Source organism: Frederiksenia canicola, assembly GCF_011455495.1.
GTDB lineage: Bacteria > Pseudomonadota > Gammaproteobacteria > Enterobacterales > Pasteurellaceae > Frederiksenia > Frederiksenia canicola.
Genome location: NZ_CP015029.1, coordinates 935,736 through 952,771, shown reverse-complemented (window position 1 = coordinate 952,771; position 17,036 = coordinate 935,736). Strand labels below are relative to the sequence as shown.

The 17,036-nt window shown below is 39.4% G+C and carries 8 protein-coding genes; 2 read left to right on the top strand and 6 right to left on the bottom strand.

Going from position 1 to position 17,036, the window contains the following annotated elements:
- Nucleotides 1-37: 37 nt before the first annotated feature.
- The 5 genes from A4G17_RS04650 to ilvG all read right to left on the bottom strand — a co-directional run bounded on the left by A4G17_RS04650 (nt 38) and on the right by ilvG (nt 13,710).
- Nucleotides 38-9,151, bottom strand: a complete 9,114-nt coding sequence (locus A4G17_RS04650; RefSeq protein WP_123957228.1) for a YopT-type cysteine protease domain-containing protein — start codon at nt 9,149-9,151, stop codon at nt 38-40.
- A gap of 27 nt (nt 9,152-9,178) precedes the next feature.
- A complete protein-coding gene (locus A4G17_RS04645; protein WP_123957229.1) occupies nt 9,179-10,867 on the bottom strand; it encodes a ShlB/FhaC/HecB family hemolysin secretion/activation protein in 1,689 nt (562 codons plus the stop codon).
- A gap of 188 nt (nt 10,868-11,055) precedes the next feature.
- Nucleotides 11,056-11,751 carry an aspartate/glutamate racemase family protein gene (locus tag A4G17_RS04640; protein ID WP_123957230.1) on the bottom strand — a complete coding sequence of 232 codons (696 nt, stop codon included), beginning with the start codon at nt 11,749-11,751 and terminating at the stop codon, nt 11,056-11,058.
- A gap of 80 nt (nt 11,752-11,831) precedes the next feature.
- Entirely contained in the window at nt 11,832-12,050 is a 219-nt protein-coding gene (gene ilvM, locus A4G17_RS04635) for an acetolactate synthase 2 small subunit (RefSeq protein WP_123957231.1), read from the bottom strand.
- 1 nt (nt 12,051) lies between these two features.
- Nucleotides 12,052-13,710 (bottom strand): acetolactate synthase 2 catalytic subunit, encoded by a 1,659-nt coding sequence (gene ilvG / locus A4G17_RS04630; protein ID WP_123957232.1) that lies wholly within the window; start codon nt 13,708-13,710, stop codon nt 12,052-12,054.
- A 164-nt stretch (nt 13,711-13,874) separates the two neighbouring features.
- On the opposite strand from ilvG, the gene A4G17_RS04625 reads away from it, so the two are divergent.
- Nucleotides 13,875-14,342, top strand: coding sequence for an FxsA family protein (locus A4G17_RS04625; RefSeq protein ID WP_123957233.1), 468 nt, complete (start codon nt 13,875-13,877; stop codon nt 14,340-14,342).
- Between the two features lie 88 nt (nt 14,343-14,430).
- On the opposite strand, the gene A4G17_RS04620 is transcribed toward A4G17_RS04625, so the two are convergent.
- Nucleotides 14,431-16,140, bottom strand: coding sequence for a protein-disulfide reductase DsbD (locus A4G17_RS04620; protein ID WP_123957234.1), 1,710 nt, complete (start codon nt 16,138-16,140; stop codon nt 14,431-14,433).
- 154 nt (nt 16,141-16,294) lie between these two features.
- Here A4G17_RS04620 and artP point away from each other — a divergent pair, with 154 nt between their 5' ends.
- Nucleotides 16,295-17,029 carry an arginine ABC transporter ATP-binding protein ArtP gene (gene artP, locus A4G17_RS04615; protein WP_123957235.1) on the top strand — a complete coding sequence of 245 codons (735 nt, stop codon included), beginning with the start codon at nt 16,295-16,297 and terminating at the stop codon, nt 17,027-17,029.
- Nucleotides 17,030-17,036 lie beyond the last annotated feature (7 nt).

The window sequence follows — 17,036 nt, the reverse complement described above, 5'->3', positions numbered from 1 at the left end:
CACTCGGCATTTTCTGTGTGATTTAATCGCTTAAATCTTATTTGGCATCGTAGTTAATCACGTTAAAGAAGCGTTTACCGCTATTGGTGCCTGCATAGCCACTTTTCGACCAGAAAGCCTCTTTAAACCAATTTTCAAAATGCTCACGTTTTTTAAAGGTGATTTCACCAAAGTTCGGGTCAAAGAAAATCACTTGCTCACCTTTCACCGACGCCGCTACAGTATGCGAACCGCCTTCTAGGTTGATAGAGATTTTTTTCACACCAGAATGGCTATCACCCGTGTCTAAAATGGCATTGATTAACGATTTCACCTCCGTATTCGTCACTGTGCCTGACACTTCATCTTTACGAGAATACTCACCCACTTGTTTTTGTTTCACTTTGGCCCCTTGTTCATTTAACCAAGACTCCGTAAATTTAAACTGCTGGGTGGCAGAACTGCCGCTATTGATAAACTCAGTTTGCAATTTTTTGATTTTCTCAAAGGCTTGTTTATCTAATTTACCCTCTTTGCCATTTGGATAAATTTCCTTAAACAAACTTTGATCATCGTTTACTTTCTTCGCAATCCAGAATGCACAAGTTGCCTCACAAGTGCCGTGTTCTGTTTCACTGTGCTTGATGATTTCATTAAATACTTCCCCTTTTGATTGAGCGTATTTAAAACTCACCTCACCACCATATTGTTCCACAGAATTTCTCACCTCTTTGATTTTTTTACCTACACGCAACGGTTGGAATTTATCCTTCACTTGTTGCAATGCTGAACGAGGTTTTTCCACTAATGTGCTTGCTTGTACTTTGTCATCAATTGGTGTCGCTTTTTTGGTTGTTGCCTCAGTCTGAGACTCAACTTTCGGCGCTACAAGCGGTGCGTTTTCCTCTGTTTTTTGCAATTTCGGCAACGCCTCACTCCCCGCTGGTAAGTTTTTCTGTGAAAGCTCTTTTAAGAACTCTTTCACCACTTCACTGCTAGAAGCCGACTTCGCCGTTGTGTTTGTTTGCGGAATAATTTGAGTTTCAAATGATTCATTAAATTTGGTAAACGGTGGATAACCTGCATCCAGTAACAGTTTATTCACTATTACACGTGCCATTCGTCCATTACCTTCCGCAAACGGGTGATATGCAATTAAACGTTGATACACTAAACCCGCCAAGACACTCGGCTCTACCCCATTTTTTCTTGCTTGGTTGATAAAATCAACCGTCGCTTTGAGCTGAATTTTTGACGACTCTGGGCTAGAGAACACCGCATTTTCTTTAGTCAAGGTCTCTTTCTTATACAGAACTCGATCCGCACCTTCATCTGGACGTAAGCCGTGATTCAATTTTTCAATCATTTCAACGGTGAGATCCTGATCTTTACTTTTCACTAAAAACTCTTCTATTGCACCGCGAATTTGCTCTTTTAATTCAGGGTTCTTTTGAATCGTTTTTGAAGTTGAGGCTAGAGCCTCTGTTACGCTATCCGTCGCCACTTTTGTGTCTGTGATAACGGTACCTTTCGGTAGCTCTTTAACTAAGTTTTGAATTGCGTTGAACTCTTCTGCGGTTGGTTTAAAGGTGACCGCATCGTTAATCCGCTGCTCCACTTTTCTCGCACCTTCCGTCAAAATATCGTTAAACTCCGGTGAATCACCCATCTGTTTAATCGTTGACTCTGGAATATATTTCTTCGCCGCCTCTTTTGCCTCCGCTAAGAATTGTGGATTCTTCAAGACTTGTTCTCCAAAATCAGCATTACGCTGTTTTTCCAAACTCAATAGCCCTTTTAGGTTCGCACTATCAGGTAAATTGTCATAGTTTGGTTCAGCATCTGACGCTTTGCTTTCCGCTTTTGTCTCTGTTTTAGGTGACTTTTTAGCTTTATCTGAATCTGAGCCTTTGAAGAATTTTTTCACTTTGCTCAAGAAGGATTCACTTTCCGCTTTTTTCTCTGTCACCACCGGTGCTGCCGTTTCTTCGCTTGGCTTAGCTACGTCTGCTTTTTCTACCACTGCTTTTGAGACATCCGCTTGCGGGCGTGGTGGTAACGCAGGTGGGGTGTCATCCGCTTCCACTACCGCTTTCTTCGGCTGTTTTGCTTCCGCTTCCACACTACGTTGCTCCGCCTTCGCTCTCGCTTCTGGCGATTTGTCTATCGTTGCATACGGATTTTCTTCCGCTTGCGGACGTGGTGGTAACACTGGTGGTGTGTCATCCGCTTCCACTACCGCTTTCTTCGGCTGTTTTGCTTCCGCTTCCGCACTGCGTTGCTCCGCCTTCGCTCTTGCTTCTGGCGATTTGTCTATCGTCGCATACGGATTTTCTTCCGCTTGCGGACGTGGTGGTAACGCTGGAGGGGTGTCATCCGCTTCCACTACCGCTTTCTTCGGCTGTTTTGCTTCCGCTTCCGCACTACGTTGCTCCGCCTTCGCTCTTGCTTCTGGCGATTTGTCTATCGTCGCATACGGATTTTCTTCCGCTTGCGGACGTGGTGGTAACGCTGGTGGCGTGTCATCCGCTTCCACTACCGCTTTCTTCGGCTGTTTTGCTTCCGCTTCCGCACTGCGTTGCTCCGCCTTCGCTCTCGCTTCTGGCGATTTGTCTACTTTAGCGTATAAATCTTCTAGCTCTGCTTTAGATTTAGGTTGTGGCGTTGCGATGTCTGTGTTTTTCGGTGTTAAGTTAGGAATTTCAGCATAATCACTTTCGACCTCATTCGCTTTTGCTTTTGGAGCAAAGGTTGAAATATCGGCATAGTCACTTTCCACTTCTGCGGATTTCGCTTTTGGTGTAAAGGCTGAAATTTCCTCATAATCACTTTCCACTTTTTGTTTCGTGCTATTTTCTGTCGGTAGTTCTGGCAGTACACGTTTAGCTTGATTATTTGGATTTGTCTCAGCCACCTTATTAGAAGAGGCAGAATCTTCCTGTACAAGCGGTCTGTTTCTCGTTGAGTTTTGCGAATTATCATTCAGTTTACTTGAATGCGATTTCACTTTATCACGTGCTTTTTGACCAAGTTCTACCGCATCTAAGATCTCAAATTCAAATTTGCTTTTCGCAATACGATCATCACGATGTACCTCTTTGGCTTTATTAATGTCAGTATTAATTGAGGTATCTTCTGATTTTATGCCGTCTAATGTTGATTTCTGGGTCGCATCATAATGATGTTGCTCTGCACGTCCTCCTCTTAAAGAAAGTTGTGCGGTACCACGCTCATTAATCCCCACTGTGCCGCCACCGTGACCGCCATCCTTATGGTAAGATTCCTCTACATTTTGATGAGTTACATTACCTTTAATAACGACATCTTTACCTTTGTTATGATCAACAATATGTCCAGCAGAAAGGTTGACATCATTTAACTCACCCACAATACGATCTGCAATAATGCCCGATTGCTTATTGATTTTGTTTCCTTTCTCATACTCATAGCCATAACCCGCACTAATCGTTCCCGTAGGTGTAATCTCTAAGGCCGTATTAATAGAAGCACCGCCAGTAGCTCCTGCATTAATGGAATGCTCTGAACGCTCAATATGATCTTGTTTAGAAATAATATTCGTTGTTCCTTCAACATCAATATTCAGTTGCTTAGTGCGTATATTAGCACCATTCAGGTTGAGATCTTTTCCCGCATTAATAGTAACTTTCTTGCTGAGTAGTTCGCTATTTTGTACTTCTTTCTTATCTGAGTTAGAAATATGGACGCTAGCCTCTACACCGCCCGTGACGCCAACTGTACAGCCTTTAGACATTACACCACAAGATGAGGTGGCACCATCAAATATTTTCTCAGATACGGCGGTTGCATTTTCTTTCTGCTCTCTCTCGCCTGCATTAATATTAATATTCTCTTTCGCTGTTAATGACAACTCACTATTCTCATCACTCTGTACATTATTTAAAGTAATGTCACCATCACGAGCAATTAAGGAGGTTTTGCCTCCAATATGGGTACGGACATCTTGCTTGTCTCTGAGAACTGAGGCTGAAGCATCAAACTCAATTTTTCTTTTCACTGAGCCGCCAACCAAATCGCCCGTGACTAAACCAAGTGCCTCACTTGCATGTTGTAATGCAACAGTACCATCTTGTTTTAGACCTTGCTTCTTGTCATTTACATGTTTAGCAATTCCAGTTGCAAAATCAGCGGCTGCAGAATGTCCCTCTGCTTCAACACCAACTTTCACTTTAAAGCCAGCTTCTGCTTTAAAATAGCTATCCTTTTCTTTGGTAGAAGAAATTGAACCCGCAGATAATGTAAAGCCTTCATCCTTCTTACTACGCTCTTTAGCGTAGAAATCTTCACCTTTTTCAGCCATTAAATCAGCAATTTGTTCTTTTGAAAGTGCTTGAAGATCTTTCTGCTTTTGTTTGCGAGCTTCTTCTAAAGAGGTATTTGCAACTTCTGCAGCCACCTCTTTAGAGGGTTTAGCTTTATCACTTTGTTTATCTTGAGATAATTCATTACCACTTTTATTAATATCGACGCCACCAATATCTGCATTACCTAAGACATGTAATTTCCCAGATTTTGCATTAAACTCACTATTTTTGTGCTTTAACAAGGCTTCTGCTTCAATTTTATTACTCAGTGCTAAACCTAGATCAGCATTTACACCTGCATTATCACTTGGTCCTGATTTAATAGATGGATCAGAATATTCATTCGCACTTATCTGTGTAGAATGACCTAGTGCACTAGCTCCTCCTGCTAATTCTAACGAAAGGATACTCTCTGTCCGCTCTGAATGTGAATAATTCTTTCCAGCCTTAGTATTGATATTTCCTTGAACAATTCCCGTTGTTTTATCCGTATCAATTTTACTCCCTTGCTGATTTAAATCACCTTTAAGAGCCAGATGCAAATGCTCAAATTTAACATCTGATCCGACTGAATTCACGTCAACCTTATCTAAAGTTTCAACCCCAACATTTAAACCACTAAAACGTGATTTAATCTCTTTTGACTTATGTGTTGTTTTCACCTCATAAGTATCCTGTACATTCAGGTCTTTGGATTTAATAAAGCCAGTTTTACCTTTAACATTTGCTGCTTTTAAATCTACATTTTTGTCTAAACCAGCTTCTAAATGAACATGCCCTTCCGAAATAACATTTGCTTTTTCTGTTACTGTGTTACCTTGATCATTTGTTACCGTTTGAGAAATTAATTCAACGCCTTCTAAGCCTTTTAATTTAGTCTTCTCACGACTTAGGATATCTCCTGAATTAATGATTTTTCCTTCAGCCTCAATATCAATTTTATTTGCAATGACTGAGCCCGCATTATTAAATTCCTTTGACTTTAATTCAATGTCTCTTGCCTTAATTACGGCCTGCCCTAACCCCTGATATTTTTTGGCATCCGCCAATGTTTCAGGAGCTAAATAAACTTGAGGTATAAAAACCTCTTTGCCATTTACTTCTGATTTAACGTACCAAATAATATCTTCTTTTAAAGATGCCTGTTGCTCTTTAGTTAAAGCTTGGCCAACCGTTAAATTAAGTTCCTGTGATTTATTTACAGCATTGTCCATTAAGCGTTTAACTAAATCTCGATTATTTAAGTCATATTTAAGAGACAGATGATTATCCACTTTCTTTTCAATTGTTCGAGTAATTAGCTGATGCTGAAAATAATTATCGCCAATAACAGTAACTTTATTTTGTCCTTTTACTTCAGATGCTACTTTATTAAAGAAATAGTCAGCTCCAACATACTCTTCCTGTTTAATATATTTCACACGAGTATGATAAAGCGGATCGACTTCAACACGAGGTCGATTTGCATTTTCCAATAATGCTCTTTGGTTTGCTAACTCTTCTGCTTTACGACGTTCTTGCTCTAATTTAGCACGATATTCTTTTAAACGAAGTTCTTCTTCTTGACGCTTTTGTTCTTCTGCTTTTTCTCTAGCCAACTGTTCTTCTTGTAATTTTCTTTCCGCCTCTTCTTGCTCTTTTCTAAGCTTCTCCTCCAACGCTAGTTTTTCTTGACGCTGTCTTTCTGCAAGTTCTCTGCTTTTTCTCTCAAGCTCCTCTAAACGTTTTTTTTCTGCTTTTAAACGTGATTGTTCGTCCTCTAAAGCTTCACGTTCTTTACGCTGTCTCTCTTGTAGCTCTTTTTCCGCTTTTTCTCGACGTTCTTTAGCAATTCTTTCTTGACGCTCTTTTTCTTCTTTCGCTTTTTGTGCTTTTCTTTGACGCTCTTCTTCTAGCAGCCTTTCAGCCTCTTCTTTTGCTTTACGAATTCGTTCTAATTTCTCTTGCTCCGTTTCCTCTAATAATTTTTTATCCTCATCATTTGGATTAAATACTGGTGGTTTTGGTTTCTGTAGTTGTAATGAACGATCGATAAATAAATTCGTTTCTCCAAGTAAGTCAGCAAGTACAGAAAGATCAATATCTGAACTACTATCTTGACTTTGAGATGAGATATTCTTAAATGTCACTTTTGGTAATACTATCTTAGTATTTCCTGCACTTAATGTGCTATCAAATTTATTTGTAATGCCATTATTTCCATTCTGGATATTTTGAATACTTCCAGTAATAGAGTCTGCTAAAATTTTTGCTTGAGTATCTGGATAAAATTCTACTAACAGAGGATTTCTTTTTGCACTTGCCCATTTCCGTCTTAAATCTTGAAGATCTCTACTTTCCCAATCTTGACCAAAGACTTGCGTTAATACTTTTTGCAGCTGAGGAGATTGAATATTTTTCAGAATTTTTAAATACTCACTAGAATATCCACTATAAAGTGAGCTTGATTTAATCGCCTCTTCATTATAGAGAAGGTGATCTAATAATCCTTTAAGAGAGGAAAATGGGTATACTGACTCTCCTGATAGTGGATTTGAGATGAACCCAAATCGTCCAAATGGTTGAAATCTTAGTAAGAAACTCGCATTATTATCTTTTTGAAAATAATGATAGCCTAAATCCTTAGATATTCCCTTAGCATTATTACGAATACGGGTAGTTCCATTATTAAAAAACTCACCTTTTATATTAATAATGCCGTAATTATCAATTCCACTTTCATTTGGATTTTTATTATCTCTTTGGATAAATTCAAAACCATCCTCTGAAAGAATATGCCCCATGGACTTAATTTTTATATTTAATCCTTCAAGCTCCTCAATCCATCCACCAATTTTATAAACATCATAGCGTAGTAAATTACGGGGATTAGTACTTGAACTACCAACAAAATATCTTTTCCCTATTACATCTCCAGTGACAGTAGCATTGTTTACTAGATGACTTGCACTAAGTGTTAATTTTTTACGAGATAAAATCTTACCATCATTAATAAAGTCAAATGCCGCATCTAAATAAGTTGTACCTTCAGAATGGAAAATACCTTTTTCTCCATTATGAATATCTATAGCATTTAATTTAACACTTTTACCTGCCCCGATTAGTCCATTATTGGTGGCTTTACGCCCTGCAGAGATATCCAAAGTATTAAATGCGGTAATTAAACCGTTATTTAAAAGGTTATTACTGATAATAGTTAAATTATTGGCTACTTGAATCTCTTTATCTTTTTCAACGGTAAAGTCATCCGATATAATTTTTAGCGTATTTTTTGCCTGAGGTAAATTACCATGTAAATTAGCACTAAAGCTCGTATTATCTAAGAAGATCAACTCTGCATTATTTTTACTCTGAATAGTCCCTGAGTTAGTATAATTATTCTCAATGACATTTTGAGAATCATTCATTTTCTTAACCCCATGAACAGAGAGGTAAAGTTCATCCTCAGCTAAAATATCACCTGTATTCTTTAAGTTTTTACTCGTAATTCTTGTATTTCTTGCAGAGATCGTTCCTTTGTTATCAATTTTAGAGTCTAATGTAATCGTGTGACCAATAATCGTTGCATTCTCTGATACTTTAGTATTTTCCCCAGAAATATTTACTCTTTTGGCTCTAACTTTGCTCGCATTTTCTAAATTAACACTGGAGTCAATTAAGATATTCTCTCCTGCTTTTAAGCTAGCATTTTTTTTCAAGTCGGTTTGCTTTGCATCAACTAAAATATATCGGCCTTCAAGTTTATTGTTTACCTCAACATTTTTTGCTTTTTTAATATCAATAACATTTTTAGCTTGAATCGTTTCAATAGAAACTTTTCCACCTTGAGATTCAATGACAATATCAGCCTCAGATAAAATGATCCCTTTATGATGGACACCTGCACCTTTATCTGTCACAATAAATTGGACTTTATCTCCATACATTGAGCCTGTTTCTGCCCCTGTTAATATCACCTCTTCATTATGAACATTCTTTGATTTAGCGGTACGTTTTTCTACATCATAATCACTAGAGCCAGCAACTAAGTTAATATTTGCTGGATTTAATGTTGTTTTCGTATTATGTTTTATTGCTCCTTTTTGATTAATTTTTTTAGCTACAATATCAACATATCTTAAGCCATCTGTCGCTAGGCCATTTTCCTCAATAGATACTTGTCCTTTATCAACCGATAAATGCAATCCTTTTTTTGGATCAATCACATTACTTGTAGAAATAACAAGACGATCAGTATTAAATGTGCGAACACCATTTACGCTAACACCGTTAGGATTCACAATAAGTAAATCTGCTTTATCGCCTAATACCTCTAATCCACCTTTTAATTTTGTTTCCTCATGACCCGTTACTTGTGCCAAAATTGCTTTAGCAGACTGATCTCTTAAATGTTTACTTTTTTCTTGATAGCCCACTAAGGTTGAAGTATCTGCTTGTTTGTTATTTTTAAATACTGCACCATTTTCAACATTAAATTTATTAAAACGGTTATCTGAGATACCATCATGTTCCGGTTTTGCAATATCAATGATAGCCACATTATTAGAGGTAATCTCAACAGAAACTTTATCTTTATGGTTTGGATCTACTTCAATTGGGTTAGCCGTCGCCATTGCAGGCAAGGATAATAAAATCGGTAGTGCTAATACATGGCGAACAATTTCTTGAATTGATTGTGATAAGAATGACAAGCGGTAACTTTCTTGTTCTTTTTTACCATTTTTCTTTTCTGACTTATTATTTTCAGTTACGCTATTAATAAATTCAGCAACTGGAACTAAACAGGATTTTGCTTTACTAAAAACGAGTTTATATCGATTTTTATTCATAACTAATTTCTCCTTAAAATTTAAAAATTAAAATGACACAGATCCATTAAAATAATAAACGGATTTATTCTTATTGTGTTTGACATCTTTTAATGGTTTTGCATAACTTAATGCGAGTGACAATCTATTTGAAATCGTTGCCTTAATCCCTGTCGCAAAACCGGAAATCGTTTCTCTTGGTAAATTTGATTTATGGCGAACTTGCCCAATATCAAAGCCAATTAATGGTGTAATTTGCGAAATTGCATATTTTTGTGGATAAAATGGTACGCTAAATGTCTGAGATAAATAAGCTCCATTCTCACCAGAAATAATACCACCTTTGAATCCTCTCACCGTATATTCATCGCCTAAAGAAAATTGGTTATCTGAATAAAGATGATATGGACTATACTGAGCACCAATTCTTAGTTGATAATTCGTATTGCGTTTAAATAACTCAATAGGTCTACTCCAAGTCATGTTTCCACTTACCACTCTAAGTGTCTTATCGCCTTTTTCGCTATATGCTAAAGAATCAGCACCCGACCAATTCAATCCATTTGCATAGGTTAATTCGCTATATAACTTACCTTTTAACAAATTAGTGGTATAAGATAAACCAACACTCCATTTATTTTCATGGCGATTAAGTACTTCACGTTGAACAATATAGTTTATTCGTTTTTTAAACTCCAATTCATTATATAAAGAAAGGATACTTTCTTTATTGCGGAAAAGCATTCTTGACAGTTTTACATTAAGCGTATTTGTACGACCACTTGAAGAGTAACTATCATTAATCCCTTTTACCTCACGCTCATAACTAGATTTTGCTAATTTTGTTTCCAACGTATAAAAAGAAAATGGCTGGGTATAACTTATTGAATAGTTGAGTTGATTATTTTTACTATGTTGACGATAAAAGCGATGCCCTGTTGATAGACTCCATTCATCATTCGTCCCTAAAATATCACTCATTCTTACAGAAAGAGTTGCCTGATTTCGTCCATTGGCATTATTTTCAGCACCTGATGTATTGTATCCAAGCTGCAATATTGGCCAAGCACGGCGAGATGTCACAAAATTAAGATTAGACTTACCTTCTTTTTCACTGGCTTTCACATCCACTTGAACTGATTTGTTTGAGGTATTCATCATCTCAATAAACTGATCAAGTTGATGTACATTGAATACATTCTGTTTAAAAGAAGGTAATACAGAAAGCATTGCTTTATCTTTAAATGTGTCAGGTAATTTTTTATTCACCAAATATTGATCTACCTCCCCCCAATAAACGATAAATTGAAGGTGACCATCTGAAAGATCTTTCGACTTTAAACCGACGGCACTCGTCACATAGCCAGCTTGATATAAAGCTTCTGTGATGGCTTGAGAAATCGCAAAAATTTGATGGCTACTGATGTTACTACCTTGATAGCGATGAATAATTGGCTGAAAATCCACATTTGCTTTAACATCAAGCATATCTATGCTGATTTTGTCAATTTTAGGCAGATTCTCATCTACGACTATCTGCTCCTGTGGTTGCTTTTCTGTGGTGGGCGTTAAAAATTGATCCGCTTTTTCTAATGCTTTTTGAGCATCTTCAGCAGCTTCTTGATGTTTGAGACGTTGGAGCTCTTGAGTGAGGGGATTAGTTTCAGCTTGCACTGAGTAAGAGAAAGGCAATAGACAAACCGCTATTGCCAGCGAAGTTCGATTAAATTTTTCCATAGAGTAAAATTCATTTTAAAGTAAAAACGGATTGACAAGTTTTACACTTTTTCCACAAAATTTCTAGGTTCTTTATCGAACTAAAGGACTAATAGATTATAAAATCATCAACTTACATACAATTCTATCACAGCACAAACAAATTAATTACATCTATAAAATTGACAAAATCTACTTTAGCGTACCACTCACTCCCCATCTAAAATAAATGTTGAGGCTGTTTTTGAATGAATTTCAGCTGTATCAAAAAATGGAAGAGAAAAATCTGTTTGCTCAATCAGTAAACCAATCTCCGTGCAACCTAAAATTATCCCTTCTGCACCTAACTTTTGTAAATCCGCTATCACTTGCAAATAATATTGCTTAGATTTTGGTAATAATTTCCCAACACAAAGCTCTTCAAAAATAATGCGATGAATTTCTGCTTGCTGTTCTTCACTTGGCACAATGGCAGAAATACCACGCTCACTCAGCCCATTTCGATAAAAATCATCTTGCATCGTAAAGCGAGTCCCAAGCAATCCAACCGTTGAAATATTCTGATCTAGAATGTGTTGAGCAGTAGCATCAATAATATGCAAGAAAGGAATCGTAACCGCCCCTGAAATATAATCCGCAACTTTGTGCATCGTGTTAGTTGCCAACAAAATTCCATCAGCCCCCATTTTTTCTAATGTGCGAGCGGCATCAGCAAGGATCTCACCGGCTTGTTGCCAATTTCCAGCTTTCTGACATTGTACAATTTGCTCAAATTCGACACTCACCATCAACAGTTTTGCACTGTAATTTCCGCCTTTGGCTTGATTGACCAAGCGGTTGATTTGTGAATAGTAGGTCACCGTACTTTCAGGCGACATTCCGCCAATAATACCAAGGGTTTTCATAAAAGCTCCTATAAACAAGCGGTCAGTTCCCAGTCAAATTTTGCAATTGCAAAAAATTGTTGGGAACTAACCGCTTGTAGTTATTTCACGTCAATCACATCGGGCAGTTTGACTAGCTGATGCATTAGTAGCGGCAGTTCTCGCTCGCTTTGCACCTGTACTTGAAGCGAAATTACTCTACCATCGCTTTTTGCATTAAGTTGCACCACAGTGAAGCCTCGATGGCGAATCACACGTAATAAACGCTCTAACGTTTCAGGGCGTTGGCTGGCTTGAATAGTTAAATCGTACGTTTGCATTTTACACCCCAATATCTTCTTCGATCATATCGCTGTTGCACGCATTTGGTGGCACGAGCGGCCACACGTTTTCTTCATCTGGAATGCAGACGTGCAGTAAATACGCCCCTTCGGCGTTGAGCAAGCGGTCGATTGCCTCAGACACTTCGTTTGCTTTTTCAATCCGTTCGCCTGCAATGCCAAATGCAGAAGCAAGGGTAACGAAATCAGGGTTGTCATCTAAAATCGTTTGGCTGTGGCGACCGTGGAAGAACAGCGACTGCCATTGACGCACCATTCCTAAACGCTGGTTATCCAACAGCAGCATTTTGATCGGTAAATTGCCCCGCTTAATCGAACCAAACTCTTGAATATTCATCATCAATGAACCATCGCCGGTAATTAAAATTACCGGATCTTGTGGACGCGCTTTCGCTACCCCTACTGCAGCAGGTAAGCCAAAGCCCATCGTGCCAAGCCCAGCGGAAGTTAAATAGTTCTCTGGTGCATAATGTTGCATATGTTGTGCCGACCACATTTGATGCTGCCCAACATCGGTGGTAATCACCGCATTTTGTGGTTTACGTTGTGAAAGGGTATTGAGCAATGCCCAAGGATCAATTTCTTTATCGCCGGCATTGTCTTCATATTGGAAATCAAAATCAGCTTTCATTCGTAAAATATCCTCTCGCCAAGGATCAATATCTAACGATTGTGCTAAAGCATTCATTGCTTCATTTAGATTGCCTTGCAAAGCAACATCCGCTTTGCGTAACTTGTTGATTTCGGCTATATCAATATCCGCATGGATCACCTTCGCACTTGGTGCAAAGGTGTCTAATTTGCCTGTTACACGATCATCAAAACGTGCGCCTACAGCCAACAACAGATCACACTCTTGCACCGCATAATTTGCTGCTTTAGTGCCATGCATACCGAGCATTCCCATATAGAGAGGGTGCTTCGGGGGAATTGTACCGAGCCCTTTAAGGGTGGACACTGATGGTATATTGGTCATTTCTAAGAAAGTTCTGACCGCTTGTACGGCATTGCCCATTCCCACGCCGCCGCCCACATACAATACAGGGCGTTTCGCCTGAGCAAGCAAGGCTTTCGCTTCAGCAAGTTTGGCTGGCTGCTGGGCTTGATCAGCGATTTTTTCATAGACAATCGGCTTGGCAGAAGTTGGAGCAAATTGCACATCTTTAGGAATATCAATGAGAACAGGCCCTGGGCGACCACTTTGGGCAATTTGGAAGGCTCTCGCTATCACGTCAGGTAACTCATCAATGTGTTGCACAATAAAACTGTGCTTGGTGCAGCCGAGAGATAAACCCAACACATCAATTTCTTGGAAGGCATCGGTACCTATAAAATTACTCGCTACTTGCCCAGTAATGGCTACGATAGGAATCGAATCTAACAACGCATCAGCCAGACCTGTAATTAAATTTGTTGCCCCTGGGCCAGAGGTCGCAATACATACGCCAACTTTACCTGTTGAACGAGCAAAGCCAATTGCTGCAATGGCCGCCCCTTGTTCATTACGACAAAGCAAATGATCCAAACCTGAATCATAAATTGCATCATAAACAGGCATTATCGCCCCACCGGGGTAACCAAAAATTGTGTTTACGCCTTGTGCTTTAAGGCACTCCACAACTAAATTCGCACCATTCATTGATGTTGTGTCCTTCTTGTTATAGTTTGATTGAAAGTTGTTATAGATAACATAGTTTTAGAATATTTTGAATAAATTGCCAGAAATTTATGTAAAAAAGTTGAAAAAGCCCCAAATGGGCCCCATTCACCACATTCATTTTGCGACAAATTTAAGGAACAACAATGCCTGCACTGATTTTTTTATTCGGTCTTTTTCTCTATATTTATGTTGAAATTTCACTACTGGTGAGCGTGGGATCAGCGATTGGTGTACTGCCATTAATTTTATTGATGATTGCCATTTCCGCTGCAGGGTTATGGTTGATTAAATTACGAGGCATAATGACGATTCTGCAAATCCGTAAGCAAATCAGCCAAGGACAGATTCCGACTCAAGCGGTGATAAATTCGGTGTTTTTTGCTATTGCAGGCGTACTGTTACTGATCCCAGGTTTTCTCAGCGACATTTTAGCGATTTTACTTCTACTACCGCCTACTCGCTTTTTATTGCAAGGTGTGGTGATGAAATTTGTGCTAAATCGTTTTCGCTTTTTCAGTATTAGCAGAAATTTTCGTTCTAACTCATACCATCAAAATACTTTTGACGCCGAATTTGAACGAAAAACCGATGAAGATAAGTGGATCAAATAATAGGAAGCTCGCCCACAAGCGGTCAGTTCCGAGCAACATTTTGCAAATCTAATGGGGCATATCTACGCCCCGCTTTTGCGATGACTCATTACAATCCTTTCAGCCACATTTCAAATTTATCCGCCTGCATAAAACCCGTTACTCGTTTATCGCTCAATTCGTTGCCGTTTTCATCGAAAAACAGAATGGTTGGTAAGCCCAGCACTTGGAAATGTTTCATTATTTCATCGTTTTCGGTGGAGTTACGAGTCATATCCACTTGTAGCATCACCATTTTTTCCAGTTCGGCTTTCACCTTAGCATCGGTGAAAGTGTATTTTTCAAACTCTTTGCAGGCAACGCACCAGTCGGCGTAGAGATCGAACATCACTTTTTTGCCACGGTTTTCCGCAATTGTATGTTGCAGCTCTGAGAGGGTTGTAATGCGAGTGAAATGGCTTTGCTCGGTGATGATTGCCGTGGGTTGGCACACTAAATCTGCCCACGGTTTGCCACTGAAAATCAACCCCGTTACCAGCAGAGCTCGCAACGCTTTTTTCCACAAGGTTGTGGCGGTAAATTGTTCATTGAGCCAAATCAAAGTCACAACCGCCAACGCCGACCAAAGCAGCGGTTCAAACTGGCTTGGTAGCAAACGACTGAGCAGGAAAATCGGCAAGGCAAGCATCACAAAGCCGAACAGCGTTTTTACTTTCAACAGCCAATCGCCCGATTTCGGCAGGATTTTGTTGCCGAACAGGGTGATCAACATCAATGGAATGCCCATTCCTAATGCCAATAAATAGAGAGCTAACCCGCCAGTGAGTACATCCCCACTTTGTGCTACATACAGCAACGCACCAGAAAGCGGGGCGGAAGTGCAGGGCGAAGCAACCAAGCCCGCAATCATCCCCATCAAAAAGACACTCGGATAGGAACCGCCCTGCTGCTGTTGGCTGAGTTGGTTGAGCTTTTGCTGCCAGCTATTCGGCAGTTGCAAGGTAAACAGCCCAAACATCGACAATGCCAGTAAAGTAAACACCATCGATAAACCAATCAACACGGGTGGGCTTTGCAACGCCACTTGAAACGGCAAACCGATCGCCGCCACAATCAAGCCAAGCAACGTGTAGGTTAATGCCATACCTTGTACATAGGTCAAACTCAAGGTAAAAGCTCTCACGCTATTTGGACGCTGACGGTTGCCGATCACAATCGCAGACAACAACGGTAACATCGGCAGCACGCAAGGGGTAAACGCCAAGCCAACGCCTAACACAAAAAACCAAAAAATCGACAGACGATTTTGGGCTAAACCTGCTGCTAATTGATCTTGCTCGGCAACTTGAATAGCTGATGTAGAAGTCGCCTGATTTTCCGCATGATTTGCAAAATTTTGCTCGGAACTGACCACTTGTAGCTCGATCGTTACCGTTTCTGGCGGGTAGCAAAAGCCTTTAGTGCAGCCTTGATAACGCACATCGACTTTGCCAGCTGATGATTTCAACGGCACATTCAACCCAAGTTGCTGGCGGAAAATCTGCACATCGCCAAAAAATTCATCGTGATGTGTTTCACTTGTAGGAAATTGCCACTCACCCAATTCAGCATTATGTGGCGTCACGCTGATCTCTTTTTGGTACAAATAGTAGCCGTCCGCAATTTGCCAATTTAGTGCTAATTTTTCTTGTTTGACTTCGTAGGAAAAAGCGAAGGCTTGCTCACTTGTGAGAAATGTTGGTTTTGAACCGAATAGACTTGCGTTTGCAGAAATCGCACCTAACACACTCAAAAAACAGATAAAAATTCGAATAAACATGGCTCATCCCATCAATAAATACGCATTTATTGTAATACGCCGTTATTCATTCACCAACAATTTCTTTAAAACAGATAAAAAACAACTTGCATAATTATTCAAAAAAATCTACTATCTATTCAATTCAGGCGTTTTTAGATAGGATCTATCGCAAATGGCGATTCGTATTAGCAATGTCAATTTCTTTTATGGCTCAAATCAAGCCTTGTTTGACATCAATTTGAACATTGAAAAGGGCGATACCGTAGTGCTGCTCGGTCCAAGTGGTGCAGGAAAAAGCACCTTAATTCGCACCTTAAATTTAATGGAAGTGCCACAATCGGGCGTGTTGGAAATTGCCAATCACCGTTTTGATTTAACTGCCCAAGCTAACAGCAAACAAGTAAATTTACTTCGTCGTAATGTTGGTATGGTATTTCAACAGTATCATCTTTGGCCGCACTTAACCGTAATGCAGAACTTAATTGAAGCCCCAATGAAAGTATTGGGTTTAAGTAAGGACAAGGCTATTGAAAGAGCCAATGGTTTATTAAAACGGCTACAGTTATCGGAATTTGCAGCACGTTTTCCGTTACATTTATCCGGTGGCCAGCAGCAACGGGTTGCGATTGCTAGAGCCTTGATGATGCAGCCAGAAGTGTTGCTTTTTGATGAACCCACTGCCGCTCTTGATCCAGAGATCACCGCTCAAGTCGTTGATATTATCAAAGAATTACAGCAAACAGGCATTACACAGGTGGTAGTAACCCACGAAGTGTCTGTAGCACGTAAAGTGGCGACCAAAGTCGTCTATATGGAAAAAGGTAAAATTATTGAACAAGGTGATGCGAGCCATTTTGAGCACCCGCAAACCGCTCAATTTGCCAACTATCTTTCACACTCTCATTAAAATATAT

What these genes read in the sequence shown, in the direction of transcription:
- A4G17_RS04650 (WP_123957228.1), bottom strand. Translation starts at nt 9,151, where the DNA reads ATGAATAAAAATCGATATAAACTCGTTTTTAGTAAAGCAAAATCCTGT.
- A4G17_RS04645 (WP_123957229.1), bottom strand. Translation starts at nt 10,867, where the DNA reads ATGGAAAAATTTAATCGAACTTCGCTGGCAATAGCGGTTTGTCTATTG.
- A4G17_RS04640 (WP_123957230.1), bottom strand. Translation starts at nt 11,751, where the DNA reads ATGAAAACCCTTGGTATTATTGGCGGAATGTCGCCTGAAAGTACGGTG.
- ilvM (WP_123957231.1), bottom strand. Translation starts at nt 12,050, where the DNA reads ATGCAAACGTACGATTTAACTATTCAAGCCAGCCAACGCCCTGAAACG.
- ilvG (WP_123957232.1), bottom strand. Translation starts at nt 13,710, where the DNA reads ATGAATGGTGCGAATTTAGTTGTGGAGTGCCTTAAAGCACAAGGCGTA.
- A4G17_RS04625 (WP_123957233.1), top strand. Translation starts at nt 13,875, where the DNA reads ATGCCTGCACTGATTTTTTTATTCGGTCTTTTTCTCTATATTTATGTT.
- A4G17_RS04620 (WP_123957234.1), bottom strand. Translation starts at nt 16,140, where the DNA reads ATGTTTATTCGAATTTTTATCTGTTTTTTGAGTGTGTTAGGTGCGATT.
- artP (WP_123957235.1), top strand. Translation starts at nt 16,295, where the DNA reads ATGGCGATTCGTATTAGCAATGTCAATTTCTTTTATGGCTCAAATCAA.